Source organism: Pseudomonas sp. MF09156, assembly GCF_059862305.1.
In genome coordinates, this window is sequence record NZ_JCBCUR010000001.1 from 990,513 (window position 1) to 1,016,238 (window position 25,726).

Sequence of the window (25,726 nt, forward strand, 5' to 3'; positions counted from 1 at the left end):
ATCCGTAGCGCAGAAAACGCCTACAGCTATCTAGATTGCCCCGATTCGAGGGCATTAGAGTTTTACTAGGGAAGTTGCTATTGCATGTGGCGTGAAACGAAAATTCTGCTGATTGATGACGATAGCGTCCGTCGCCGCGACTTGGCGGTGATTTTGAATTTTCTTGGCGAAGAAAATTTGCCCTGCGGTAGCCACGATTGGCAGCAGGCGGTCAGCTCTTTGTCGTCGAGCCGTGAAGTCATCTGTGTGCTGATCGGGACGGTAAACGCTCCTGGCGCAGTTCCTGGCCTGTTAAAGACACTCTCAACCTGGGATGAGTTCCTTCCGGTGTTGCTGATGGGCGATATTTCTTCCGTGGATTTGCCGGAAGACCAGCGCCGCCGTGTGCTTTCCACCCTGGAAATGCCCCCCAGCTACAGCAAATTGCTCGACTCCCTGCACCGTGCCCAGGTCTATCGCGAGATGTACGACCAGGCCCGCGAGCGTGGACGTCACCGCGAACCCAACCTGTTCCGCAGCCTCGTCGGCACCAGCCGTGCGATCCAGCACGTGCGCCAGATGATGCAGCAAGTGGCCGATACCGATGCCAGCGTGCTGATCCTCGGCGAGTCCGGCACCGGCAAGGAAGTGGTCGCGCGTAACCTGCATTACCACTCCAAGCGCCGCGACGGACCTTTCGTGCCGGTCAACTGTGGGGCGATCCCTGCGGAGCTGCTCGAAAGCGAACTGTTCGGCCACGAGAAGGGCGCCTTCACCGGGGCGATCACCAGCCGTGCCGGGCGTTTTGAGCTGGCCAACGGCGGCACCCTGTTCCTCGACGAAATCGGCGATATGCCGCTGCCGATGCAGGTCAAGCTGCTGCGCGTATTGCAGGAGCGCACTTTCGAGCGTGTGGGCAGCAACAAGACCCAGAGCGTCGATGTGCGCATCATCGCGGCCACCCACAAGAACCTCGAAAGCATGATCGAGGTCGGCAGCTTCCGCGAAGACCTGTACTACCGCCTCAACGTATTCCCCATCGAGATGGCCCCGCTGCGCGAGCGCGTGGAAGACATCCCGTTGCTGATGAACGAACTGATCTCGCGCATGGAACACGAAAAGCGCGGCTCGATCCGTTTCAACTCTGCCGCGATCATGTCCCTGTGCCGCCACGGCTGGCCGGGCAACGTGCGCGAGCTGGCCAACCTGGTGGAGCGCATGGCGATCATGCATCCGTACGGGGTGATCGGTGTGGTCGAGTTGCCGAAGAAATTCCGCTACGTCGACGATGAAGACGAGCAGCTGGTGGACAGCCTGCGCAGCGACCTCGAAGAACGCGTCGCGATCAACGGCCACACCCCGGACTTCGGCGCCACCGCCATGTTGCCGCCCGAAGGCCTGGACCTGAAGGACTACCTCGGCAGCCTCGAACAAGGGTTGATCCAGCAGGCCCTGGACGACGCCAATGGCATCGTTGCCCGTGCCGCCGAGCGCCTGCGCATCCGCCGCACCACCCTGGTGGAGAAGATGCGCAAGTACGGTATGAGTCGGCGTGAAGGTGATGAACAGGCGGATGATTGACGCCTGTTTTTCAACCTGTTGAAAAATAAGGATATTTTTTTAGGCACGGGTATTGCTATAGCACTCGCAACGTTCCGTTTAACTGACGGTCAGCCAAGCGAGAGAGCACGATGCCCCACGCCGCCCACCTTTCTTCAGTCCCTGACACCCAGGGACTTGTCCCGTCCGTAGAGCAGATCAGCCGGCAAGGGCTTGAGCAGGCGTTTTCGCTGTTCAGCCAGATGTCCAGCCAGTTGACGGACTCCTACAGCCTGCTGGAAGCCCGGGTTTCGGAGCTCAAGGGCGAGTTGGCGGTGGTCAGCGCCCAGCGCATGCAAGAGCTGGCCGAGAAAGAGCGCCTGGCCAATCGCCTGCAAAACCTCCTCGACCTGTTGCCCGGTGGCGTGATCGTGATCGACGACCAGGGCCGCGTGCGCGAAGCCAACCCGGCAGCCTGCGACCTGCTGGGCCTGCCGCTGGAAGGCGAGCTGTGGCGCCATGTCATCACCCGCTGCTTTGCCCCCCGTGAAGACGACGGTCACGAAATTTCCCTCAAGGACGGGCGCCGCCTGTCCATCGCCACCCGTTCCCTGGATGCCGAGCCCGGCCAACTGGTGCTGCTCAACGACCTGACAGAAACCCGGCACCTGCAGGACCAATTGGCGCGCCATGAACGCCTGTCGTCCCTGGGGCGGATGGTCGCTTCTCTGGCGCATCAGATTCGCACGCCGTTGTCTGCCGCGTTGATCTACGCCAGTCATTTGACTGATGAGCAATTGCCAGCCGCCACCCATCAGCGGTTTGCCGGGCGGCTCAAGGAGCGCCTGCATGAGTTGGAGCACCAGGTGCGCGACATGCTGGTCTTCGCCCGGGGCGAGTTGCCGCTGACCGACCGCGTCACGCCCGCCGCCTTGCTGCAGGCGCTGCAAGCCGCCGCCGCCACCCATGTCCAGGAAGCGTCGGTGCGCTGGCAGTGCGACAGCCATTGGGGCGAGTTGCTGTGCAACCGCGACACCCTGGTAGGCGCGCTGCTCAATCTGATCGAGAACGCCAGCCAGGCCAGCGGCCCGGGGGCGCGGCTCAAAGTGCACCTGTACAGCCGCGGGCAAACCCTGCGCCTGTGCATCAGCGACAGCGGCAGCGGGATTGATCCGGCGGTGCTGCAGCGCCTGGGCGAACCTTTCTTTACCACCAAGACCAACGGGACCGGCCTGGGGCTGACCGTGGTCAAGGCAGTGGCCCGTGCTCATCAGGGAGAATTGCAGTTGCGCTCCCGTGTGGGGCGCGGCACCTGTGCATTGATAACGCTGCCGCTGTTTTCAGGCGCGGCAAGCGCGGAGTAAGGATAAATGGCTATCAAGGTTTTACTGGTTGAAGACGATCGCGCCCTGCGTGAAGCACTGGCTGACACGCTGCTGTTGGCGGGCCATGACTATCGGGCGGTCGGTTCGGCCGAGGAAGCCTTGGCGGCGGTGGAGCAAGAGTCCTTCAGCCTGGTGGTCAGCGACGTCAACATGCCCGGCATGGACGGTCACCAGTTGCTCGGCCTGCTGCGCGCACGCCAACCGCAACTGCCGGTGCTGTTGATGACCGCCCACGGCGCGGTAGAGCGCGCGGTCGATGCCATGCGCCAGGGCGCGGCGGACTACCTGGTCAAGCCATTCGAGCCCAAGGCGCTGATCGAGCTGGTGGCGCGCCATGCGCTTGGCGTGGTGGGCGCGGCAGACGGCGAGGGCCCGATCGCCTTCGAGCCGGCCAGTGCGCAATTGCTCGAGCTGGCGGCCAAGGTCGCCCGCAGTGACTCCACGGTGCTGATCTCTGGTGAGTCGGGTACCGGCAAGGAAGTGTTGGCGCGCTACATCCACCAGCAATCCCACCGGGCCAGCCAGCCGTTTATCGCGATCAACTGCGCGGCGATCCCCGACAACATGCTCGAAGCCACCTTGTTCGGCCATGAAAAAGGCTCGTTCACCGGCGCCATTGCCGCCCAGGCCGGCAAGTTCGAGCAGGCCGATGGCGGCACCATCCTGCTCGACGAAATCTCCGAAATGCCCCTGGGCCTGCAAGCCAAGCTGCTGCGCGTGCTGCAAGAGCGCGAAGTGGAGCGGGTGGGGGCGCGCAAGCCGATCCAGCTGGATATCCGCGTGGTCGCCACCACCAACCGCGACCTCGCCGGCGAAGTGGCGGCGGGGCGCTTTCGTGAAGATCTGTTCTACCGGCTTTCGGTGTTCCCGCTGGCCTGGCGCCCGCTGCGTGAGCGCCCGGCCGACATCGTGCCACTGGCCGAGCGCCTGCTGAGCAAGCACGTCAATAAAATGAAGCACGCCCAGGCGCGCCTGTCGGCCGAGGCCCAGGCCTGCCTGATCAGTTACCCATGGCCTGGCAACGTGCGCGAACTGGACAACGCGATCCAGCGCGCGCTGATTTTGCAGCAGGGCGGCCTGATCCGGCCCCAGGACTTCTGCCTGGCCGTCGGCGCCGGTTCTGCGCCGATGCCGAGCCTGGCCTCGGCCCCGCAGGAAAGCGCCCCGGCCGAGGCTGCCGGTGGCCTTGGCGACGACCTGCGGCGCCGTGAATTCCAGATGATCATCGACACCCTGCGCGCCGAGCGTGGCCGGCGCAAAGAGGCGGCCGAGCGCCTGGGCATCAGTCCGCGCACCCTGCGCTACAAGCTGGCGCAAATGCGCGATGCCGGGATGGATGTGGAAGCGTTCCTTTTCGCCAGCTGAGATACACATTGGCTGACAAGGTTTGTTGGCTTTTCTTACGAGTTGCCAGGGAGCTGGCACCCTTGTTGCTACTACCCGTACTAACCGCTGCGTAGTGTCAAAAAATTGCGGGTCGTCGGAGAGAGAAGTTCATGAGCCAAGGTGTTGAGTTCAATCGGTTGATGTTGGATATGCGTTCCATGCAAATGGACGCCATGTCCCAGCCGAAATCCGTCGCGCAAGTGCCGGAATTGGGCCAAAGCAGCTTTGCCGACATGCTCGGCCAAGCCATCAACAAAGTCAGCGACACCCAGCAGGCGTCCACTCAATTGTCGACGGCCTTTGAAATCGGCAAGAGCGGCGTGGATCTCACCGACGTGATGATCGCTTCGCAAAAAGCCAGCGTTTCCTTCCAGGCTCTGACCCAGGTGCGTAACAAGCTGGTTCAGGCTTATCAAGACATCATGCAGATGCCGGTTTAAGGACGAGATTTAAGTCATGGCAGAAGCAGTCGTGGATAACGTACCCGCCAAGACAGACGGCAAGCCGCCGCTGTTTGGCCTGTCGTTCCTGGAAAACCTCTCCGAAATGACCATGTTGCGTCAGGTGGGCCTGATGGTCGGCCTGGCTGCCAGCGTGGCGATTGGTTTTGCCGTGGTGTTGTGGTCCCAGCAGCCCGATTACCGGCCGCTTTATGGCAGCCTGGCGGGGATGGATGCCAAGCAGGTCATGGAAACCCTGGCCGCCTCCGATATCGCCTACACCATCGAACCCAACTCCGGCGCCTTGCTGGTCAAGGCCGACGACGTCGCCCGTGCCCGCCTGAAGCTGGCCGGCGCGGGTGTGGCGCCGACCGATGGCAACATCGGCTTTGAGATTCTCGATAAAGACCAGGGCCTGGGTACCAGCCAGTTCATGGAAGCCACCCGCTACCGTCGCGGCCTGGAAGGCGAACTGGCGCGCACCATCGCCAGCCTGAATAACGTCAAGGGTGCCCGTGTGCACCTGGCCATCCCGAAAAGCTCGGTATTCGTGCGCGACGAGCGCAAGCCCAGCGCCTCGGTATTGGTCGAGCTGTTTGCCGGGCGCTCCCTGGAGCCGGGCCAGGTCCTGGCCATCGTCAATCTGGTGGCGACCAGCGTGCCCGAGTTGAGCAAGTCGCAGATCACCGTGGTTGACCAGAAGGGCAACCTGCTCTCCGACCAGGCGGAAAACTCCGCGCTGACCATGGCCGGCAAGCAGTTCGACTACAGCCGCCGCATGGAAAGCATGCTCACCCAGCGTGTGCACAACATCCTGCAACCGGTGCTGGGCAACGACCGCTACAAGGCTGAAGTGTCTGCCGACGTGGACTTCAGCGCCGTCGAGTCGACTTCCGAGCAGTTCAACCCTGACCAGCCGGCCCTGCGCAGCGAGCAATCGACCAGCGAGCAGCGCACCGCCGCCAATGGTCCGCCGCAAGGTGTACCCGGCGCCCTGAGCAATCAGCCGCCAGCCCCGGCCAGTGCCCCGCAAACCACCGGTGGCGCCGCCGCGACCGCCAGTGCCGTGCAGCCGGGCCAGCCACTGCTGGACGCCAACGGCCAGCAAATCATGGACCCGGCCACCGGCCAGCCGATGCTCGCGCCATACCCGGCCGACAAGCGTCAGCAGTCCACCAAGAACTTCGAGCTGGACCGCTCTATCAGCCACACCAAGCAACAGCAAGGGCGCTTGAACCGCCTGTCGGTGTCGGTGGTGGTGGACGACCAGGTCAAGATCAACGCCGCCAACGGCGAAACTACCCGCGCGCCGTGGACCGCCGATGAATTGGCGCGCTTCACCCGCCTGGTGCAGGACGCCGTGGGCTTCGATGCCAGCCGTGGCGACAGCGTCAGCGTGATCAACATGCCGTTCTCCCTGGAGCGCGGCGAGGTGATCGCCGATATTCCGTTCTACTCTCAACCCTGGTTCTGGGACATCGTCAAGCAAGTGCTGGGGGTGTTGTTCATCCTGGTGCTGGTGTTTGGCGTGCTGCGCCCTGTGCTCAACAACATCACCGGCCACGGCAAGAAGCAGTTGGCGCCGTTCGGCGATGTCGAGTTGGGTGGCATGGGCGGCCTGGATGGCGAACTGGCCAACGACCGCGTCAGCCTCGGCGGGCCGCAGAGCATTCTGCTGCCAAGCCCGAGCGAAGGGTATGACGCGCAGTTGAATGCAATCAAAAGTCTGGTGGCAGAAGATCCGGGTCGTGTGGCCCAGGTCGTGAAAGAGTGGATCAACGCAGATGAGTGATAATCGAGCCTCTGTTGCCAAGCTGACCCGGGTCGACAAAGCCGCCGTGCTGTTGCTGTCCCTGGGTGAGACCGACGCGGCCCAAGTGCTGCGCCATATGGGCCCCAAGGAAGTGCAACGGGTCGGCGTAGCCATGGCGCAGATGCGCAATGTGCACCGTGAGCAAGTCGAGCAGGTGATGAGCGAGTTCGTCGAGATCGTCGGCGACCAGACCAGCCTGGGCGTCGGCTCCGACAGCTATATCCGCAAGATGCTCACCTCGGCCCTGGGCGAAGACAAGGCCAACGGCCTGATCGACCGCATCCTGCTGGGCGGCAACACCAGTGGCCTGGACAGCCTCAAGTGGATGGAGCCACGGGCGGTGGCGGACGTGATCCGTTACGAGCACCCGCAGATCCAGGCGATTGTCGTGGCCTACCTGGACCCGGACCAGGCCGGCGAAGTACTCGGCCATTTCGACCACAAGGTGCGCCTGGACATCATCCTGCGCGTCTCGTCGTTGAACACCGTGCAACCGGCGGCCTTGAAAGAACTGAACACGATCCTGGAGAAGCAGTTCTCCGGCAACTCCAACGCGGCCCGTACCACCCTGGGTGGTATCAAGCGCGCGGCCGACATCATGAACTTCCTCGACAGCTCGGTGGAAGGCCAGTTGATGGACTCGATCCGCGAGATCGACGACACCCTGTCGGTGCAGATCGAAGACCTGATGTTTGTGTTCAACAACCTGTCCGATGTCGACGACCGTGGCATCCAGGCGTTGCTGCGTGAAGTGTCCTCCGATGTGCTGGTGCTGGCCCTCAAGGGCTCGGACGAGGGCGTCAAGGAAAAGATCTTCAAGAACATGTCCAAGCGTGCCTCCGAACTGTTGCGCGACGACCTCGAAGCCAAGGGCCCGGTGCGCGTCAGCGACGTGGAAACCGCGCAGAAAGAAATCCTCACCATTGCCCGCCGTATGGCCGAAGCCGGAGAAATCGTTCTCGGCGGGAAGGGCGGCGAAGAAATGATCTAAGGCCCAGCGCATGTCGAACAATGATGAGACGCCCAGCGATCTGATTCGCGCCCGGGACGTCGGCGGGTTCGACGTCTGGTCGCTGCCCAGCTTCGACCCGCACAAGCCTGAGCCCGAGCCTGAGCCGGTGGAAGAAGTGCCGGTGGAAATGGAAGAAGTGCCCCTGGACGAAGTCCAGCCACTGACCCTCGAAGAGCTCGAAAGCATACGCCAGGAGGCTTACAACGAAGGCTTTGCCACTGGCGAGAAAGAAGGTTTCCACAGCACCACCCTCAAGGTCCGCCAGGAAGCTGACGCGGCCCTCAGTGTGAAACTGGCCAGCCTGGAGCGCCTGATGGGCAGCCTGTTTGCGCCGATTGCCGAGCAGGACTCGCAGTTGGAAAAAGCCATGGTGGGCCTGGTGGAACACATCACTCGCCAGGTTATCCAGCGTGAACTGGCGCTGGACTCCAGCCAGATTGAAAGCGTGATGCGCGAAGCCCTCAAGCTGCTGCCCCTGGGCGTCGGCAACGTGCGGCTGTACATCAATCCGCAGGATTTCGAGCAGGTCAAAGCCCTGCGCGAGCGCCATGAGGAAACTTGGCGGATTGTCGAGGATGCCGCGTTGCAGCCCGGTGGTTGCCGGGTCGAGACCGAGCACAGCCGGATCGACGCTACGGTCGAGACGCGCATCACGCAGATCATGGCCAAGCTGTTCGATCAGTTGCATGAACAGGCCCTGCACCCAGCGGCGCCCGACCTGAGCACCGACCTGGACGCGCCTGATGCGCCTTGACCGCACCAGCTTCGCCAAGCGCCTGGGCGGTTATATCGAAGCCACCGAGTTGCCCGGCCAGCCGATCCTTGAAGGCCGCCTGCTGCGCATGGTCGGCCTGACCCTCGAAGCCGAAGGCCTGCGCGCCGCCATGGGCAGCCGCTGCCTGGTGATCAACGATGACAGTTACCACCCGGTACAGGTGGAAGCGGAAGTCATGGGCTTTTCCGGCAACAAGATTTTCCTGATGCCCGTCGGCAGCCTCGCCGGCATCGCGCCGGGCGCGCGGGTCGTGCCGCTGGCCGATACCGGGCGCCTGCCGATGGGCATGAGCATGCTCGGGCGGGTACTCGACGGCGCCGGCCGTGCGCTGGACGGCAAGGGCGGGATGAAGGCCGAAGACTGGGTGCCGATGGACGGCCCGACCATCAACCCGCTCAAGCGCAACCCCATCAGCCAGCCGCTGGACGTGGGCATTCGCTGTATCAACGGTTTATTGACGGTCGGTCGCGGCCAGCGCCTGGGCCTGTTCGCCGGTACCGGCGTGGGCAAGAGTGTGCTGCTGGGCATGATGACGCGCTTTACCGAGGCCGACATCATCGTGGTCGGGTTGATCGGCGAGCGGGGCCGTGAGGTGAAGGAGTTCATCGAGCATATCCTCGGTGAAGAAGGCCTCAAGCGCTCGGTGGTGGTGGCGTCCCCGGCGGACGACGCGCCGCTGATGCGTCTGCGCGCGGCCATGTACTGCACGCGGATTGCCGAATATTTTCGCGACAAGGGCAAGAATGTCCTGTTGCTGATGGACTCGCTCACGCGTTTCGCCCAGGCCCAGCGGGAAATCGCCCTGGCCATTGGCGAGCCGCCGGCGACCAAGGGTTATCCGCCGTCCGTGTTCGCCAAGCTGCCCAAGCTGGTGGAGCGGGCGGGGAATGCCGAGGCCGGTGGCGGCTCGATCACGGCGTTCTACACCGTGTTGTCCGAAGGCGATGACCAGCAGGACCCGATTGCCGACTCGGCGCGGGGCGTGCTCGACGGGCACATCGTGCTGTCGCGGCGCCTGGCCGAGGAAGGGCATTACCCGGCCATCGATATCGAGGCCTCCATCAGCCGGGTCATGCCGTCGGTGGTCAGCGCCGAGCATATGACCCGCGCCCAGCAGTTCAAGCAGTTGTGGTCGCGCTACCAGCAGAGTCGCGACCTGATCAGCGTCGGCGCCTATGTGGCCGGCGGCGACCGCGAGACCGACCTGGCGATTGCCCTGCAGCCGCAACTGGTGACCTACCTGCGCCAGGGCCTGAACGACAACATCAGCATGGCCGAAAGCGAAGCGCACCTGGCCTCGGTGTTCGCGCCTGCGCCTGGCGGTTAATCGGCCATGGCAACCAGTCGCGCCGCGCGCCTTGCTCCCGTGGTGGAGATGGCCGAAAGCGCCGAACGCACCGCCGCCCAGCGCCTGGGGCATTTCCAGGGCCAGGTACGCCTGGCCGAGAGCAAGCTGGGCGACCTGGAGCGCTTTCGGGGCGAATACCAGCAGCAGTGGATCGATCGCGGCAGCAAGGGGGTTTCCGGGCAGTGGCTGATGAACTACCAGCACTTTCTCAACCAGCTGGAAAGCGCCGTCGGCCAGCAGCGCCAGAGCCTGGCCTGGCACCAGAACAACCTGGACAAGGCCCGCGAAGGCTGGCAACAGGCCTACGCCCGGGTCGAAGGCCTGCGCAAGCTGGTGCAGCGCTACATCGACGAAGCACGGGCGCTGGAGGACAAGCGCGAGCAAAAGCTGCTCGATGAACTGTCCCAGCGCCTGCCACGCCAGGATCAATACTAGCCACGCCGGCAGGCAAAAATTGCGATAGCTATGAGTATCTATACAACCCAAGAACCATCGAAGAGTTGTGTAGAGGCTCATGCTGCGCTAGCGGTGGGTCAGTCGCTCATTTGTTTCTGATAAACCGCTATCCAGGGCTTGCCCTGATGCCCGTCAGTCAAGCCCGCTCCCACACTTGATCTGTGGTGGTGCCAACATTCTCTTCCCCAGTGAGATCCCCTGTGGGAGCGGGCTTGCCCGCGATAGCGGCAGTCCAGTCACTACTTCTGGCACCTGATCCACCGCCACCGCAGGCAAGCCACACACATTTGATCTTCACTGCGTTGAGCATTGCGTTCGCTTGACTGATCAGCATCAGGCCAAGCCCGCACCACCCAAGCGCGCCGCCCATTTGATTGCGTTTGTTGCCCACTCTGCGATCACCTGCTAAACCTTGTTGCACCTACCCACGACAAGGAAGCAGTCGTATGTCAGTCGCGTCAGAAGTGTCCCTGGATGGGAAGGAGTTGACGATCGCAATCAAGGGCCGGTTCGATTTCGGCAGTCACCAGGCCTTTCGTGATGCCTATGAGCGGTTCTACAAGGTCCCCCAGACCTACATCGTGGACTTGAAAGAGGCCACCTATCTCGACAGTTCGGCCCTGGGCATGCTCCTGTTGCTGCGCGATCATGCGGGTAACGCGGCAGATGTGCGTGTGATCAACAGCAACTCTGACGTGCGCAAGATCCTCGCGATCTCCAACTTCGACAAACTGTTTGCTATCAGTTGAGCGCCCAGGCTCCCGAAACCCTGACCGTGCTGATCGCTGAAGACAGCGCTACCGATCTTTTGTTGCTCTCGACCATCGTGCGCGGCCAGGGCCATCAAGTGCTCACCGCCAGTGACGGCGCGCAAGCGGTGCAGGTATTTGCCCGCGAGCGCCCGCAGTTGGTGTTGATGGATGCCTTGATGCCGGTGATGGATGGCTTCGAGGCGGCCCGGCAGATCAAGCAGTTGGCCGGCGAGGCGCTGGTGCCGATCATCTTCCTCACGTCCCTGCGTGAGAGTGAAGCCCTGGCACGCTGCCTGGATGCCGGCGGCGATGACTTCCTGGCCAAACCCTACAACCGGATCATCCTGGCGGCGAAGATCAATGCCATGGACCGCCTGCGCCGGTTGCAGGCCACCGTACTTGAGCAGCGCGACCAGATCGCCCGGCACCATGACTACCTGCTGCATGAGCAGCGGGTGGCCAAGGCGGTGTTCGACAAGGTCGCCCACTCCGGCTGCCTGAATGCCGCGCGCAACATCCGTTACCTGCAATCGCCCTATGCGCTGTTCAATGGCGACCTGCTGCTGGCGGCCTACACGCCGTCGGGCGATATGCATGTGTTGCTGGGCGATTTCACCGGCCATGGCTTGCCGGCCGCCGTCGGCGCGATGCCCCTGGCCGAGGTGTTCTATGGCATGACCGCCAAGGGCTACGGCCTGGCGCAGACCCTGCGGGAGATGAACGCCAAGCTTAAGCGCATCCTGCCGGTGGACATGTTCTGCTGCGCCACGCTGCTGTGCCTCAGTGTGCAGCGGCGGGTGGTGGAGGTGTGGAACGGCGGCATGCCCGATGGCTATGTGCATGACGTGGCCACGGGGCGCCGAACGCCGCTGGTGTCGCGGCATTTGCCGCTGGGCGTGCTGGCCCCCGAGGCCTTTGATGACCGCACCGAGGTCTGGCCGATGGCCTTGGGCGACCGGGTGTTCCTGCTGTCTGATGGCGTGATCGATACTGCTGATGCCAACGAGCAATTGTTTGGGGTGGAGCGCTTGCAGCAGGTGTTTTCTGCCAACCGCGAGCCCGAGCGCCTGTTTGTCGAGATCGAGCAGGCGCTGGCCGCGTTCCGTGGCCAGGTGCGGGACGATATCAGCATGGTCGAGATCCGTTTGCTGGCCGAGCAGCCCCTGTACCCGGCGACCCTGCTGTACACCGACAGCGGGCAGTCGTGCCCGCTGGACTGGTCGGTGAGTTTCGAGTTTCGGGCCGAGACCCTCAAGCGTTACAACCCGTTGCCGTACCTGTTGCAGTTACTCCTGGAAATCCACGGCCTGCGCGGCCAGAGCGGGGCGCTGTACAGCGTGATGGCCGAGCTGTACTCCAATGCCCTGGAACATGGTGTGCTGGGCCTGGACTCCCAGCTCAAGCGCGATGTGCAAGGCTTTGCCCGCTATTATCGCCAGCGCAACGAGCGGCTCGACCAGTTGAGCAGTGGCTACGTGCGTGTGCACCTGGACGTGGTGCCGACCGAGGCGGGCGGGAGCCTGAGCCTGCGTATCGAAGACAGCGGCCCGGGCTTTGATGTGGAAAAAGTCCTGGCGCGACCGCTGGATGTCGACCGCCTGTCCGGGCGCGGGCTGAGCCTGGTACGGCAACTGAGCAGCAATGTACGCTGGGCGGATGGCGGGCGCAGTGTGTGCGTGGAGTTTTGCTGGGTGGCTCTGGCATAATCCGCCGATTCTTGATCAAGGAGCGAACAAGTGACGCACAAACATATGGACCGTGAAGTGTTGGTGGGTTTGCAGGAAGTGATGGAGGGCGACTATCCCCATTTGCTCGACACCTTCCTCGATGACTCGCAAAAACGTGTCGAAGCCTTGCGCAAGGCCCGCGATGACGCCAAGGCGCTGGGGCGCATAGCCCACAGCTTCAAAGGCAGCAGCGGCAACCTCGGTGCGGTGCGCCTGGCGCGCCTGTGCCAGCGCCTGGAGGTCGAGTCGGCCAAGAATGAGATTAGCGACCTGGGCAATCTGGTCGACCAGATTGATCACGAGTTCGCGTTGGTCAAGCCGCTGTACGAGTCGGAGCGCCAGCGCTTCTAGGGTTGGCGGGGCTGGTTGGAAAAGCTGGCCCGACTTTTGCTCTCTATCTTCTGCCTGCGCCCTCGACCCTGCGCAGCGGAGACCTGACTTATGCCTCTAGCCCCCAACTCGCTCCAGCAGGCCGCTCCCGCGGTCAAGCCGCAGGCTTCCCCCGCCAATGCGCAGGCAACGGCCGCGGACGCGCGGGCCAAAGCGCCAGGCTTTGCACAGGTGTTCGCCAAGGAGTCCAAGGCGCCACCCGCCAAGGCTGTGGATATGGCGCCCAAGCCCAGCCGCGACAAGCCGACCGACACCAGCGCGAAGAAGGATGTCGGCAACGACAAGCCTGCCGCTGGCACTCCAGCCGTTGCCGATAGCGGCAAGACTTTGCCTGCCACGCCGCCCGCCAAGGCGGACGCGCCAGCCAGCAGCGATGACGATAAAAATACCGACAAGGACCTGGCGCAAGCCCAGCCGCTAGCGGTCGATGGGGTGGTCGATCCGGCCTTGATCGCGGCCGTGACACCCGCACCGGTAGCGGTTCAGACCGCCGTGGTGGAGGAAGTCGCCACGCCGCTGCTGACCACGCCGCCGGTCACTGAAGAAGTTGCACCTGCCTTCGACCCGGAAGCCGACCCGCTGGACTCATTGCCGGCTGTGCGCCTGGCGATGGAGCAGGGCGGTCATGTGTCCGCCAGCAGCCAGGCTACGCAAAAGAACCTGCCAACCCAGGCCGAACCTACCGCCGCGCAGAACTTCAGCAACGGCCTGGCGGCCATGGTCGACCAGCAGGCGGCCAAGGACAGCACCGACCAGGGTGGCGAAAAGGCCTTTAGCGGCCTGCTCGAAGACGGCCTCAAGGACTTGAAGGGCGCGAGCAGCGACACCCGCGTCGATGACTTCGCCAATCGCCTGGCCGCCCTGACCCAGGCTGCCACGCCCAAGACCGCCAACGCCTTGCCACTGAATAACCAGCCACTGGCCATGCACCAGGGCGGCTGGACCGAGGAAGTGGTGAACCGGGTCATGTACCTGTCCAGCGCCAACCTCAAGTCTGCCGATATCCAATTGCAGCCTGCCGAGCTGGGGCGCCTGGATATCCGCGTGAACATGACGGCCGATCAGCAGGCCCAGGTGAACTTCATGAGCGGCCATGCCGCCGTGCGCGAGGCCCTGGAAAGCCAGTCCGGGCGCCTGCGGGAGATGTTCGCCCAGCAGGGCATGGGCCAGGTCGACGTGAACGTGTCCGACCAGTCCCGTGGCTGGCAGGGCCAGGGCCAGGAACAACAGCAGAACCAGGCGCGGGGTGTCAGCGGCAGTGGCGGACACAGCGACGGGCATGATACGGGCCTGGCTGGCGAAGTCACCGAAGTGGCGGCACCGATAGCCCAGTCCGTCATCGGCTCCAGCGCCGTGGACTACTACGCCTGACCTGAAACTGGCGCCGATCAAAATGTGGGAGCTGGCTTGCCTGCGATAGCGGTGTGTCAGCGACATAGTTCGCGCCTGATACACCGCTATCGCAGGCAAGCCAGCTCCTACATTGACGCGTTCCCCCTCACCGCAGACAACTCTGGCATAACACTTGCTCTTGCCTTCCCGTGGATCTATGAAACCCCGAATAGTGACGGATTATTGGCATGGCGAAGAGTGACGACGCAGCAACAGCACCTGCAGCAGGCAAGGGCAAGCTCAAGATGATCCTGCTGATTGTCGTGGCCTTGTTACTGGCCATCGGCGTGTCGGTGGGGGCTACCTGGTACTTTATGCACAGTGCCCAGAGCAAGCCGGTACCTGCGGCCGAGACTGCCAGCAACGTCAAGCAACCGGCAATTTTCGAGCAGATGCTCCCGGCCTTTGTCGCCAACTACAACCAGAACGGTCGCCAGCGCTACCTGCAGGTGAGTATTTCCCTGCTGGCGCGCAACCAGGCGGACCTCGATGCGCTCAAGGTGCATATGCCGGTGATCCGCAACAACCTGGTGATGCTGTTCTCCGGGCAGAGTTTCGATAGCCTGGCCACCCCCGTGGGCCAGGAAATGCTGCGCCAGAAGGTCACGGCCAGCGTGCAGGAAGTGGCCCAGAAAGAACTGGGCAAAGTCGTGGTCGAGCAGGCGCTCTTCACTAATTTCGTATTGCAGTAGGATCACGACATGGCCGTGCAAGACCTGCTGTCCCAGGATGAAATCGACGCCCTGTTGCATGGTGTCGACGATGGTCTGGTACAGACCGAAATGGCTGCCGAGCCCGGCAGCGTCAAAAGTTATGACCTGACCAGCCAGGATCGCATCGTCCGTGGACGCATGCCGACCCTGGAGATGATCAACGAGCGTTTTGCCCGCTACACCCGGATCAGCATGTTCAACATGCTGCGCCGCTCGGCGGACGTGGCGGTGGGCGGCGTGCAGGTGATGAAGTTTGGCGAGTACGTGCATTCGCTGTACGTGCCCACCAGCCTGAACCTGGTCAAGATCAAGCCGTTGCGCGGCACCGCCTTGTTCATCCTCGACGCCAAGTTGGTGTTCAAGCTGGTGGACAACTTCTTCGGCGGCGACGGCCGTCACGCCAAGATCGAAGGCCGCGAGTTCACCCCCACCGAGTTGCGCGTCGTGCGCATGGTGCTGGAGCAGGCCTTTATCGACTTGAAGGAAGCCTGGCAGGCGATCATGGAAGTCAATTTCGAGTACATCAACTCGGAAGTGAACCCGGCCATGGCCAACATCGTCGGGCCCAGCGAAGCCATTGTGGTCTCCACCTTCCATATCGAACTCGATGGCGGCGGCGGCGACCTGCACGTGACCATGCCGTACTCGATGATCGAGCCGGTGCGCGAGATGCTCGACGCCGGCTTCCAGTCCGACCTCGACGACCAGGACGAACGCTGGGTCAAGGCCCTGCGCGAAGACTTGCTGGATGTCGATGTGCCGCTGAGTGCCACCGTGGCGCGCCGCCAGTTGCGCCTGCGCGATATTTTGCACATGCAGCCGGGGGATGTGATTCCCGTCGAACTGCCGGACGAATTGATCATGCGCGCCAATGGCGTGCCGTCGTTCAAGGTCAAGCTCGGCTCCCACAAAGGGAACCTGGCGTTGCAAGTGGTTGAGCCGATCAACCGTCGCTGATGCATCCCCTAATTGATGATTTTTGCTGCGCCGAGGACATGTAATGGCTACCGAACACGAAAACACTTCCGCCGAAGACCAGGCCCTGGCTGACGAATGGGCGGCTGCCCTGGAAGAGACTGGCGATGCAGGCCAGGACGATATCGACGCCTTGCTGGCGGCCGACGCCGCCACTGCGCCGGTGGGTAACCGCCTGCCCATGGAAGAGTTTGGCAGCGTGCCGAAGAACCATGAGCCCGTATCGCTCGATGGGCCCAACCTGGACGTGATCCTCGATATCCCGGTGTCGATTTCCATGGAAGTGGGCAGCACCGAAATCAACATCCGCAACCTGTTGCAACTCAACCAGGGTTCGGTGATCGAGCTTGATCGCCTGGCTGGCGAGCCGCTGGATGTGCTGGTCAACGGCACGCTGATCGCCCATGGCGAAGTGGTGGTGGTCAACGAGAAGTTCGGCATCCGCCTGACTGACGTGATCAGCCCCAGCGAACGTATCAAGAAGCTGCGCTGAGATGAGTCGCCGCTTGCTGGGACTGTTGTGGGCGCTGCCGCTGGGCGTCTTCGCGGCTGAACCGGTGGCCCAGGTCGCCGCGCCGGCCGGCGGCGGCAGCGTAACTGGGCAACTGACTCAGTTGGTGCTCGGCCTGTTGCTGGTGGTGGGGTTGATCTTTGCCCTCGCCTGGTTGTTGCGCCGGGTACAGCGCATTGGCCCGGGCCATGCCCAGGTCATCGAGCTGGTGGGGTCGCGGGCCCTGGGGCCGCGTGATCGCCTGGTGCTGGTGCAGGTGGGCGAGGAACAGATCCTGCTAGGCCTCACCCCTGGCCGGATTACCCCGTTGCACGTGCTCAAGCATCCGGTGAGCGTGGCCCAGACCGAGGCCGCCACACCGGAGTTCGCCCAGCGCCTGATGGAGCTGATGGGCAAGGACCAGAAGGATAAGAAGTAATGCGCGTTCTATTGGCGCTCATGCTGTTGCTGGCCGCGCCCCTGGCGTTCGGCGCCGACCCGTTGTCGATCCCGGCGATCACCCTGGGCACTAACGCGGCCGGGGCCCAGGAGTATTCGGTCAGTCTGCAGATCCTGCTGATCATGACCGCGCTGAGCTTTATCCCGGCGTTCGTCATGCTGATGACCAGCTTCACCCGGATCATTATCGTGTTCTCGATTCTGCGCCAGGCCCTGGGCCTGCAGCAGACCCCGTCGAACCAGATCCTTACCGGCATGGCGCTGTTTCTGACGCTGTTTATCATGGCGCCGGTGTTCGACAAGGTGAACCAGCAAGCCCTGCAACCCTACCTGGCGGAGAAAATGAGCGCCCAGGATGCGGTGGAAAAGGCCCAGGGCCCGATCAAGGATTTTATGCTGTCGCAGACCCGTTCCAGTGACCTGGAACTGTTTGTACGCCTGTCCAAGCGCACCGATATCGCCAGCCCGGACCAGGCGCCGCTGACGATCCTGGTGCCGGCGTTCGTCACCTCGGAGCTCAAGACCGCGTTCCAGATCGGGTTCATGATCTTTATCCCGTTCCTGATCATCGACCTGGTGGTGGCCAGTGTGCTGATGGCCATGGGTATGATGATGCTGTCGCCGCTGATCATTTCGTTGCCGTTCAAGATCATGCTGTTTGTCCTGGTGGACGGTTGGGCGTTGATTATCGGCACCCTGGCCGGCAGTTTCGGAGGGGTATAGCGCCATGACCCCGGAAGTCGCCGTCGACCTGTTTCGTGAAGCATTGTGGCTGACCACCCTGATGGTCGCCGTGCTGGTGGTGCCCAGCCTGTTGGTGGGTTTGCTGGTGGCGATGTTCCAGGCTGCCACGCAGATCAACGAACAGACCCTGAGCTTCCTCCCGCGCTTGCTGGTGATGCTGGTCACGCTGATCGTGGCCGGCCCCTGGCTGGTGCAGACCTTCATGGAATACATCCTGCAGCTGTACGGCAGTATTCCGCAGTTGATCGGCTGACCTGATGCAGTCCTTGCTGGCATTGACCGACACCCAGATCAGCACCTGGGTGGCCGCGTTCATCCTGCCGCTGTTTCGTGTGGGCGCGTTGCTGATGACCATGCCGGTGATCGGCACGACCCTGGTGCCCAAGCGCGTACGCCTGTTTTTCACGGTGGCGATTACCGTGGTCATCGTGCCGACGCTGCCGGCGATGCCGCCGGTCAACGCCCTGGACCTCAGTGCGCTGCTGCTGATTGCCGAACAGATCCTGATCGGTGCCTTGATGGGCTTCTCCCTGACCCTGTTCTTCCAGGCCTTCGTGATTGCCGGGCAAATCGTCTCGATCCAGATGGGCATGGGCTTCGCGTCCATGGTCGACCCCACCAACGGCGTGTCGGTGGCGGTGATCGGGCAGTTCCTGACCATGCTGGTGACCTTGCTGTTTTTGGCCATGAACGGCCATCTGGTGGCGTTTGAGATCCTCACCGAGAGCTTCACCACCTTGCCGGTGGGCGAGGGGCTGATCGTCAATCACTTCTGGGAAGTGGTCGGCCGCCTCAGTTGGGTGCTGGGCGCGGCGTTGCTGCTGGTACTGCCGGCGATCACCGCGTTGCTGGTGGTCAACATTGCCTTCGGTGTGATGACCCGCGCCGCGCCGCAGTTGAATATCTTCGCCATTGGTTTCCCGCTGACCCTGGTGTTGGGCCTGGGGATTTTCTGGATCGGCCTGGCCGACATTCTCAATCAGTATCAACCGCTGGCCAGTGACGCCTTGCAGTTCTTACGTGATCTGGCACGGGCGCGCTAAGCCATGGCCGAAAGCGAGAGTGGTCAGGACAAGACAGAAGACCCCACGGAGAAACGTAAAAAGGACTCCCGGGAAAAGGGCGAGATTGCCCGCTCCAAAGAGCTCAACACCCTGGCGGTGATGCTCGCCGGTGCCGGTGGCCTGCTGATCTACGGCGGCGGCCTGGCCCAGGACTTGATGGAGATCATGAAGCACAACTTCTCCCTGCCCCGGGATGTGCTGCTGGACCCGCGCGCCATGGGCATCTACCTGCTGCACTCGGGGAAGATCGCGATCCTGGCCGCGCAGCCGGTGCTGATCACCTTGCTCCTGGCGGCGATCATCGGGCCGATTTCCCTGGGTGGCTGGCTGTTTGCGGCTGGCAGCCTGGCGCCTAAATTCAGTCGGATGAACCCCGGTGCGGGGATCAAGCGCATGTTCTCCGCCAAGGCTGTGGTAGAGCTGCTCAAGGCCCTGGCGAAATTTTTTATCATCCTGTTCGTGGCGCTGGTGGTGTTGAAGTCAGATATCGACGACTTGCTGCGCATCGCCCATGAACCGCTGGAGCTGGCGATCATCCACAGCGTGCAGTTGGTGGGCTGGAGCGCATTGTGGATGGCCTGCGGCCTGATCCTGATTGCCGCAGTGGATGCGCCGATCCAGCTGTGGGAAAGCCACAAGAAACTGCTGATGACCAAGCAGGAAGTGCGCGACGAGCACAAGGACCAGGAAGGTCGGCCGGAAGTGAAGCAGCGTATCCGGCAACTGCAACGCGACATGTCCCAGCGCAAGATGATGGCTTCGGTGCCGGATGCCGATGTGGTCATCACCAACCCGACCCACTACGCCGTGGCGCTCAAATACGACGCCGAGAAGGGCGGCGCGCCGCTGTTGCTGGCCAAGGGTAGCGACTTCACTGCCTTGAAAATCCGCGAAATCGCCCAGGCCAACGACATCCTGCTGTTGGAATCGCCGGCGCTGGCGCGTTCGATCTTCTATTCCACCGATCTCGATCACGAGATCCCGGCCGGGTTGTACCTGGCGGTGGCCCAGGTGCTGGCCTATGTCTACCAGATTCGCCAATACCGCGCGGGCAAGGGCAAACGCCCGGATCCGCTCAAGGACTTGCCGATTCCGCCGGATTTGCGGCGCGATTCTTGAGTCTTCTGCTGCCTCTTTCGACGTCATCGCGGGCAAGCCCGGCTCCCACATTTGATCGCATTCCAATGTGGGAGCCAGGCTGGCCCGCGATGGCGTCGGAACAGGTGTTTACCGTTCGTCCAACTCCCTTCCGACCTGTCAACTTTGACAGTAGCCAGCCCCCGTGCAGGGCGCTTTGATAGACCGGGAACAGGCACTGATGTGGGAGAAGGGCAATGGCAACGGGTACGGTGAAGTGGTTTAACGATTCAAAGGGCTTTGGATTCATCACGCAAGACGCCGGAGGAGAGGACCTGTTTGTGCACTTCTCGAGCATTCAAAGCAACGGCTTCAAGTCGCTGGCGGAGGGCCAGAAGGTGGAATATGAGGTTGTAGAGGGTCCGAAAGGCAAGCAGGCATCAAACGTGCGTCCACTCTGATGATCGTTCCCACGCGCCTGCGTGGGAACGATCTCGTCCCTGAAGCAAAAGTTGGAAGGCTTCTTGCAATACCGCCTTCAGGACGCCTCTCGGCGTCAAAAGTTTGCTTCAAGGTGACGAGGAATACCGGTGGATCGCTCTAATATGTTCAACACAGCCCGTGGCACTCTGACGGACCTCTCGCGAGGCAATCTGGGTGTGCCGTTGTTGCTGTTGGTCATGCTGGCAATGATGATGTTGCCGATGCCGCCGTTCCTGCTGGACGTGTTCTTCACCTTCAACATTGCCCTGTCTATCGTCGTGCTGCTGGTTTGCGTGTACGCGCTGCGGCCTTTGGACTTTGCGGTCTTCCCCACCATTTTGCTGGTTGCCACGCTGCTGCGCCTGGCCCTTAACGTGGCCTCCACGCGGGTGGTGATGCTGCACGGCCAGGACGGCCACGCCGCCGCCGGCAAGGTGATCCAGGCCTTCGGCGAGGTGGTGATCGGCGGTAACTACGTGGTCGGTATCGTGGTGTTTGCGATCCTGATGATCATCAACTTCGTGGTGGTGACCAAGGGCGCCGGGCGGATTTCCGAGGTCAGCGCGCGTTTTACCCTCGACGCCATGCCCGGCAAGCAAATGGCGATCGACGCCGACCTCAACGCCGGCCTGATCGACCAGAACCAGGCCAAGGCCCGCCGCTCGGAAGTGGCCCAGGAAGCCGAGTTCTATGGCTCCATGGACGGTGCCAGCAAGTTCGTGCGCGGCGACGCCATTGCCGGCCTGCTGATTCTGTTTATCAACCTGATCGGCGGCATGGCGGTCGGTATCTTCCAGCACGGCATGACCTTTGGCGATGCGGGCAAGGTTTACGCCCTGTTGACCATTGGTGACGGTTTGGTGGCGCAATTGCCATCACTGTTGTTATCGACAGCTGCGGCGATCATGGTCACCCGTGCGTCCGGCTCCGAAGACATGGGCAAGCAGATCAACCGCCAGATGTTCGCCTCACCCAAGGCCCTGGCCGTGGCGGCCGGCATCATGGCGATCATGGGCATTGTGCCGGGCATGCCGCATTTCTCGTTCCTGACCATGGCCGCGCTGGCCGCCGGCGGGGCGTACCTGTTCTGGAAAAAGCAGAACACCATCAAGGTCCAGGCCTTGAAAGAGGTGGAGCGCCAGCAAGACCTGCTGCCGTCGCCGGCCCGCGCCCAGGAAACCAAGGAGTTGGGCTGGGATGACGTGACCCCCATCGACATGATCGGCCTGGAAGTCGGCTACCGCCTGATCCCCCTGGTGGACCGCAACCAGGGCGGCCAGTTGCTGGCGCGGATCAAGGGCGTGCGCAAGAAGCTGTCCCAGGACCTGGGCTTTTTGATGCCCACCGTACATATCCGCGACAACCTCGACCTGGCCCCCAGTGCCTACCGCCTGACGCTGATGGGCGTGACCCTGGCCGAAGCCGAGATCTACCCCGACCGCGAACTGGCGATCAACCCCGGCCAGGTCTTCGGCACCCTCAGCGGCATAACCGCCAAAGATCCGGCTTTTGGCCTGGACGCGGTGTGGATCGAAGTCAGCCAGCGCAGCCAGGCGCAGTCCCTGGGCTACACCGTGGTCGATGCCAGCACGGTGGTGGCGACCCACCTCAACCAGATTCTGTACAAGCACTCCCACGAGTTGATTGGCCACGAAGAAGTCCAGCAACTCATGCAATTGCTGGCCAAGGCCTCGCCAAAGCTGGCCGAAGAGCTGGTGCCGGGGGTGTTGTCGCTGTCGCAACTGCTCAAGGTGCTGCAAGCGCTGTTGGCCGAACAGGTGCCGGTGCGGGACATTCGCAGCATTGCCGAGGCTATCGCCAACAATGCCGCCAAGAGTCAAGATACTGCCGCGCTGGTGGCTGCGGTGCGCGTCGGTTTGTCGCGCGCCATCGTCCAAAGCATTGTAGGGCTTGACTCTGAGCTGCCTGTCATCACCTTGGAACCAAGGTTGGAACAAATATTGCTCAATAGTATCCAGAAGGCAGGGCAGGGCCAGGAAGAGGGCGTCCTGCTGGAGCCAAGCATGGCTGAAAAGCTGCAGCGTTCGTTGATTGACGCCGCACAGCGCCAGGAAATGCAGGGCCAACCGGTGATTCTGCTGGTGGCAGGCCCCGTCCGAGCGATGTTGTCGCGGTTTGGACGCCTGGCAGTACCGAATTTGCACGTTTTGGCTTACCAGGAAATTCCTGACAATAAGCAAGTGACTATCGTCGCGACAGTAGGGCCCAACGGCTGAGGTAGTGGGTTATGCAAGTAAAGCGTTTTTTCGCCGCCGATATGCGTCAGGCCATGAAGCTGGTTCGTGATGAACTGGGCGCCGACGCGGCTATTATCGGTAACCGTCGCATTGCCGGCGGTGTCGAGCTGACGGCTGCCCTGGATTACAAACCCCAGGCCTTGGCGCCGCGCGTGCCGAACATGGAACTCGAAGACGAGTTGCGCAAGACCGCCTCGCGTATTGTCTCGGCCCAGGCCGAGCTGAGCATGCGTGGCGACAGCGATGCGACCACCAATCGCCAATTGTTTGCCGGCCTGCCGCTGACGGCGGCCGAGCCACTCGTCGAACCGACTTTTGTCGAGCCGCCACGTCCCGCCGCGCCAGCACCGGCCGCTGCGGTTGACCAGCGCGTGTTCGACTCGATGCGTTTTGAGCTCAATGGCCTGCGTGAATTGCTGGAAGTGCAGTTGGGCTCGCTGGCCTGGAACCAGTTGCAAGGCAGCAAGCCGCAACAGGCCAACCTCTGGCGCCGCCTGCAACGCATTGGCCTGTCCGGCCCGTTGTCGCGCGACTTGCTGGAATTGACCACCGGCATAGAAGAGCCTCGCCAGGCCTGGCGCATGTTGCTGGCGCACCTGGCGCGGATGATCCAGACCCCGGAAATCGAACCCCTTGAAGAAGGTGGCGTGATTGCCATGGTCGGCCCTGCCGGCATGGGCAAGACCACCACCCTGGCCAAGCTGGCCGCCCGTTATGTCCTCAAGTACGGCGCCCATAACATTGCGCTGGTGAGCATGGACAGCTACCGCATCGGTGCCCAGGAACAGCTCAAGACCCTGGGCCGGATCCTCAATGTGCCGGTGACCCACGTCGACCCGGGCCAGTCCCTGGCCAACGCCCTCGACCCGCTGCTGCGCAAGCGCGTGGTGCTGATCGATACCGCCGGCCTGCAAGCCAGCGACCCGGCATTGCGCATGCAACTGGAAAGCCTGGCCGGGCGCGGGATCAAGTCGAAAAATTACCTGGTACTTGCAACAACCAGCCAGAAACAGGTTCTGACTGCTGCGTACCACAGCTACAAACGTTGTGGGCTGGCCGGTTGCATCCTGACTAAGCTGGATGAAACCGCAAGCCTGGGCGAAGTGTTGAGCCTTGCCATCAGCCATGAATTACCGGTCGCCTACCTGACCGACGGGCCGCGGATCCCGGATGACTTGCATCTGCCGCGCCGTCATCAGTTGGTCAGCCGCGCGGTCAGTGTGCAAATGCAGGACGAACCCAGTGAAGAGGCGATGGCGGATATGTTCGCCGACCTCTATCACAACCCAGCCAAGCGGGTCGGCTGAACGGCAACATGCAACACAGTGCAATGTACCTACATCGATGGTCTGCTACCGCGGCCACCCTATGTAGCCTGCGGCTAAGCAAGACAAGGTAAAGAAAGAACATGGGCAGCATGCATCCCGTACAGGTGATCGCGGTGACCGGCGGCAAAGGTGGCGTCGGGAAAACTAACGTGTCAGTGAATTTGTCCCTGGCCCTGGCAGAGCTTGGCCGCCGCGTCATGCTGCTGGATGCCGACCTGGGCCTGGCGAACGTTGACGTTCTGCTGGGACTGACGCCCAAACATACCCTGGCCGATGTCATTGAAGGCCGCTGTGAGCTGCGCGACGTGCTGTTGCAGGGGCCTGGGGGGATTCGCATCGTCCCGGCCGCCTCCGGCACCCAGAGCATGGTGCATCTGAGCCCGGCGCAGCACGCCGGCCTGATCCAGGCCTTCAGTGATATCGGCGACAACCTCGACGTGCTGGTGATCGACACTGCCGCCGGGATCGGCGAGTCCGTGGTCAGCTTCGTGCGCGCCGCGCAAGAAGTATTGCTGGTGGTCTGCGACGAACCCACCTCGATCACCGACGCCTACGCCCTGATCAAACTGCTCAACCGCGACTACGGCATGAACCGCTTCCGCGTGCTTGCCAACATGGCCCAGAGCCCGCAAGAAGGGCGCAACCTGTTCGCCAAGTTGACCAAGGTCACGGATCGCTTCCTCGATGTCGCCTTACAATACGTCGGCGCAGTTCCCTATGACGAGTGTGTGCGCAAGGCTGTGCAAAAGCAGCGTGCAGTCTATGAAGCGTTCCCTCGTTCGAAATGCGCGTTGGCGTTCAAGGCAATTGCTCAGAAGGTCGATACCTGGCCACTGCCCGCCAATCCCCGGGGGCATCTGGAGTTTTTCGTCGAGCGATTGGTGCATCAGACGAGTGCGGGACCGGTGCTATGACAGCCAGCGGCTACAACCTTTACAAAAAATCAGCGCGTGACAGCCAGGGCGAATTGATCGAGCGCTATGCGCCCCTGGTCAAGCGCATTGCCTACCACCTGCTGGCACGCCTGCCCGCCAGTGTCCAGGTCGAAGACCTGATCCAGGCGGGGATGATCGGCCTGCTCGAAGTGTCGACCAAGTACGACGCGAGCAAGGGTGCGAGTTTCGAGACGTATGCGGGTATCCGTATCCGTGGCGCGATGCTCGATGAAGTGCGTAAAGGTGATTGGGCGCCGCGTTCGGTCCACCGCAATACCCGGATGGTGAGTGACGCAATTCGCTCAATTGAAGCAAAAACCGGTCGCGACGCTAAAGATCACGAAGTTGCGGCCGAACTCCAATTGAGTCTCGACGATTACTACGGGATTTTGAACGATACCTTGGGCAGCCGCCTGTTCAGTTTCGACGACCTGCTGCAGGACGGCGAACATGAAGGGCTGCACGAGGATGGCGCGAGCGCTCACCAGGAGCCTTCACGCGACCTGGAAGATGAACGCTTCCAGGGCGCCCTGGCAGAGGCGATTGCCAATCTGCCGGAACGTGAGCGGCTGGTGTTGGCGCTGTACTACGACGAAGAGCTGAACCTCAAGGAAATCGGTGAGGTCCTGGGGGTCAGCGAATCGCGGGTCAGCCAGCTACATAGCCAATGCGCGGCCCGCTTGCGGGGGCGTTTGGGAGAGTGGCGAGCGCGCTGACAGGCAGTGTGGGGACAGTGCGAACGATAACCGCCACGGCGCAAGCCTGGCGGGAGCGGCCCGTGATGTGCCCCAGCAGTCCTTTTTGTG

26 protein-coding genes are annotated in these 25,726 nt (G+C 62.4%); all 26 read left to right on the top strand.

The features are described 5' to 3' along the window. Nucleotides 1–84 precede the first annotated feature (84 nt). The 26 genes from AC19YY_RS04760 (at nt 85) to fliA (ending at nt 25,636) form a co-directional block, all read left to right on the top strand. Nucleotides 85–1,560 (top strand): sigma-54 dependent transcriptional regulator, encoded by a 1,476-nt coding sequence (locus AC19YY_RS04760; protein WP_169955919.1) that lies wholly within the window; start codon nt 85–87, stop codon nt 1,558–1,560. 110 nt (nt 1,561–1,670) lie between these two features. Further along, a complete protein-coding gene (locus AC19YY_RS04765) occupies nt 1,671–2,882 on the top strand; it encodes a sensor histidine kinase (protein ID WP_178121051.1) in 1,212 nt (403 codons plus the stop codon). A 6-nt stretch (nt 2,883–2,888) separates the two neighbouring features. After that, entirely contained in the window at nt 2,889–4,268 is a 1,380-nt protein-coding gene (locus AC19YY_RS04770) for a sigma-54-dependent transcriptional regulator (protein ID WP_500603903.1), read from the top strand. A 131-nt stretch (nt 4,269–4,399) separates the two neighbouring features. Then, nucleotides 4,400–4,729: a flagellar hook-basal body complex protein FliE gene (gene fliE / locus AC19YY_RS04775; protein ID WP_169955921.1), complete on the top strand. Its 330-nt coding sequence runs from the start codon at nt 4,400–4,402 to the stop codon at nt 4,727–4,729. 16 nt (nt 4,730–4,745) lie between these two features. Beyond that, the gene (fliF, locus tag AC19YY_RS04780) at nt 4,746–6,521 is read left to right on the top strand and encodes a flagellar basal-body MS-ring/collar protein FliF (protein ID WP_170042618.1); all 1,776 of its coding nucleotides are present in this window, start codon (nt 4,746–4,748) and stop codon (nt 6,519–6,521) included. Further along, entirely contained in the window at nt 6,514–7,533 is a 1,020-nt protein-coding gene (gene fliG, locus AC19YY_RS04785) for a flagellar motor switch protein FliG (protein WP_029292514.1), read from the top strand. Before fliF ends, fliG begins: the two co-directional genes overlap by 8 nt. Before the next feature lie 10 nt (nt 7,534–7,543). Continuing rightward, nucleotides 7,544–8,308, top strand: coding sequence for a flagellar assembly protein FliH (fliH, locus tag AC19YY_RS04790; protein WP_169955925.1), 765 nt, complete (start codon nt 7,544–7,546; stop codon nt 8,306–8,308). Further along, on the top strand, nt 8,298–9,656 hold the full coding sequence (gene fliI / locus AC19YY_RS04795) for a flagellar protein export ATPase FliI (RefSeq protein ID WP_169955926.1): 1,359 nt from the start codon (nt 8,298–8,300) through the stop codon (nt 9,654–9,656). The genes fliH and fliI overlap by 11 nt, the downstream gene beginning before the upstream one ends. 6 nt (nt 9,657–9,662) lie before the next feature. After that, nucleotides 9,663–10,112 (top strand): flagellar export protein FliJ, encoded by a 450-nt coding sequence (gene fliJ, locus AC19YY_RS04800; protein ID WP_057444567.1) that lies wholly within the window; start codon nt 9,663–9,665, stop codon nt 10,110–10,112. A gap of 467 nt (nt 10,113–10,579) precedes the next feature. Next, nucleotides 10,580–10,882, top strand: coding sequence for an STAS domain-containing protein (locus AC19YY_RS04805; RefSeq protein ID WP_169955928.1), 303 nt, complete (start codon nt 10,580–10,582; stop codon nt 10,880–10,882). Next, complete coding sequence (locus tag AC19YY_RS04810; RefSeq protein ID WP_170056959.1) at nt 10,879–12,591, top strand: ATP-binding SpoIIE family protein phosphatase; 1,713 nt, start codon at nt 10,879–10,881, stop codon at nt 12,589–12,591. The genes AC19YY_RS04805 and AC19YY_RS04810 overlap by 4 nt, the downstream gene beginning before the upstream one ends. A gap of 45 nt (nt 12,592–12,636) precedes the next feature. After that, on the top strand, nt 12,637–12,963 hold the full coding sequence (locus AC19YY_RS04815; protein WP_178121103.1) for an Hpt domain-containing protein: 327 nt from the start codon (nt 12,637–12,639) through the stop codon (nt 12,961–12,963). A 90-nt stretch (nt 12,964–13,053) separates the two neighbouring features. After that, nucleotides 13,054–14,373 (top strand): flagellar hook-length control protein FliK, encoded by a 1,320-nt coding sequence (locus AC19YY_RS04820; RefSeq protein WP_500603904.1) that lies wholly within the window; start codon nt 13,054–13,056, stop codon nt 14,371–14,373. Nucleotides 14,374–14,582: 209 nt separating this feature from the next. Continuing rightward, nucleotides 14,583–15,086 carry a flagellar basal body-associated protein FliL gene (gene fliL, locus AC19YY_RS04825; RefSeq protein WP_169955936.1) on the top strand — a complete coding sequence of 168 codons (504 nt, stop codon included), beginning with the start codon at nt 14,583–14,585 and terminating at the stop codon, nt 15,084–15,086. Between the two features lie 9 nt (nt 15,087–15,095). Further along, entirely contained in the window at nt 15,096–16,064 is a 969-nt protein-coding gene (gene fliM, locus AC19YY_RS04830) for a flagellar motor switch protein FliM (RefSeq protein WP_029292532.1), read from the top strand. 43 nt (nt 16,065–16,107) lie between these two features. Beyond that, entirely contained in the window at nt 16,108–16,575 is a 468-nt protein-coding gene (fliN, locus tag AC19YY_RS04835) for a flagellar motor switch protein FliN (protein ID WP_029292534.1), read from the top strand. A 1-nt stretch (nt 16,576) separates the two neighbouring features. After that, entirely contained in the window at nt 16,577–17,011 is a 435-nt protein-coding gene (gene fliO / locus AC19YY_RS04840; RefSeq protein ID WP_169955938.1) for a flagellar biosynthetic protein FliO, read from the top strand. Continuing rightward, nucleotides 17,011–17,754: a flagellar type III secretion system pore protein FliP gene (gene fliP / locus AC19YY_RS04845; RefSeq protein WP_170042619.1), complete on the top strand. Its 744-nt coding sequence runs from the start codon at nt 17,011–17,013 to the stop codon at nt 17,752–17,754. Before fliO ends, fliP begins: the two co-directional genes overlap by 1 nt. 4 nt (nt 17,755–17,758) lie before the next feature. Further along, a complete protein-coding gene (fliQ, locus tag AC19YY_RS04850) occupies nt 17,759–18,028 on the top strand; it encodes a flagellar biosynthesis protein FliQ (RefSeq protein ID WP_003192936.1) in 270 nt (89 codons plus the stop codon). Nucleotides 18,029–18,032: 4 nt separating this feature from the next. After that, the gene (gene fliR / locus AC19YY_RS04855; protein WP_038446990.1) at nt 18,033–18,818 is read left to right on the top strand and encodes a flagellar biosynthetic protein FliR; all 786 of its coding nucleotides are present in this window, start codon (nt 18,033–18,035) and stop codon (nt 18,816–18,818) included. Between the two features lie 3 nt (nt 18,819–18,821). Then, the gene (gene flhB / locus AC19YY_RS04860; RefSeq protein WP_169955940.1) at nt 18,822–19,958 is read left to right on the top strand and encodes a flagellar biosynthesis protein FlhB; all 1,137 of its coding nucleotides are present in this window, start codon (nt 18,822–18,824) and stop codon (nt 19,956–19,958) included. A 215-nt stretch (nt 19,959–20,173) separates the two neighbouring features. Further along, nucleotides 20,174–20,377, top strand: coding sequence for a cold-shock protein (locus AC19YY_RS04865; RefSeq protein WP_170042620.1), 204 nt, complete (start codon nt 20,174–20,176; stop codon nt 20,375–20,377). A 144-nt stretch (nt 20,378–20,521) separates the two neighbouring features. Next, nucleotides 20,522–22,636, top strand: coding sequence for a flagellar biosynthesis protein FlhA (gene flhA / locus AC19YY_RS04870; protein WP_169955943.1), 2,115 nt, complete (start codon nt 20,522–20,524; stop codon nt 22,634–22,636). A gap of 11 nt (nt 22,637–22,647) precedes the next feature. Further along, nucleotides 22,648–23,964 (top strand): flagellar biosynthesis GTPase FlhF, encoded by a 1,317-nt coding sequence (flhF, locus tag AC19YY_RS04875; protein WP_029292553.1) that lies wholly within the window; start codon nt 22,648–22,650, stop codon nt 23,962–23,964. Between the two features lie 101 nt (nt 23,965–24,065). Beyond that, on the top strand, nt 24,066–24,899 hold the full coding sequence (fleN, locus tag AC19YY_RS04880; RefSeq protein WP_003192912.1) for a flagellar synthesis regulator FleN: 834 nt from the start codon (nt 24,066–24,068) through the stop codon (nt 24,897–24,899). Further along, the gene (gene fliA, locus AC19YY_RS04885; protein ID WP_029292560.1) at nt 24,896–25,636 is read left to right on the top strand and encodes an RNA polymerase sigma factor FliA; all 741 of its coding nucleotides are present in this window, start codon (nt 24,896–24,898) and stop codon (nt 25,634–25,636) included. The genes fleN and fliA overlap by 4 nt, the downstream gene beginning before the upstream one ends. Nucleotides 25,637–25,726 lie beyond the last annotated feature (90 nt).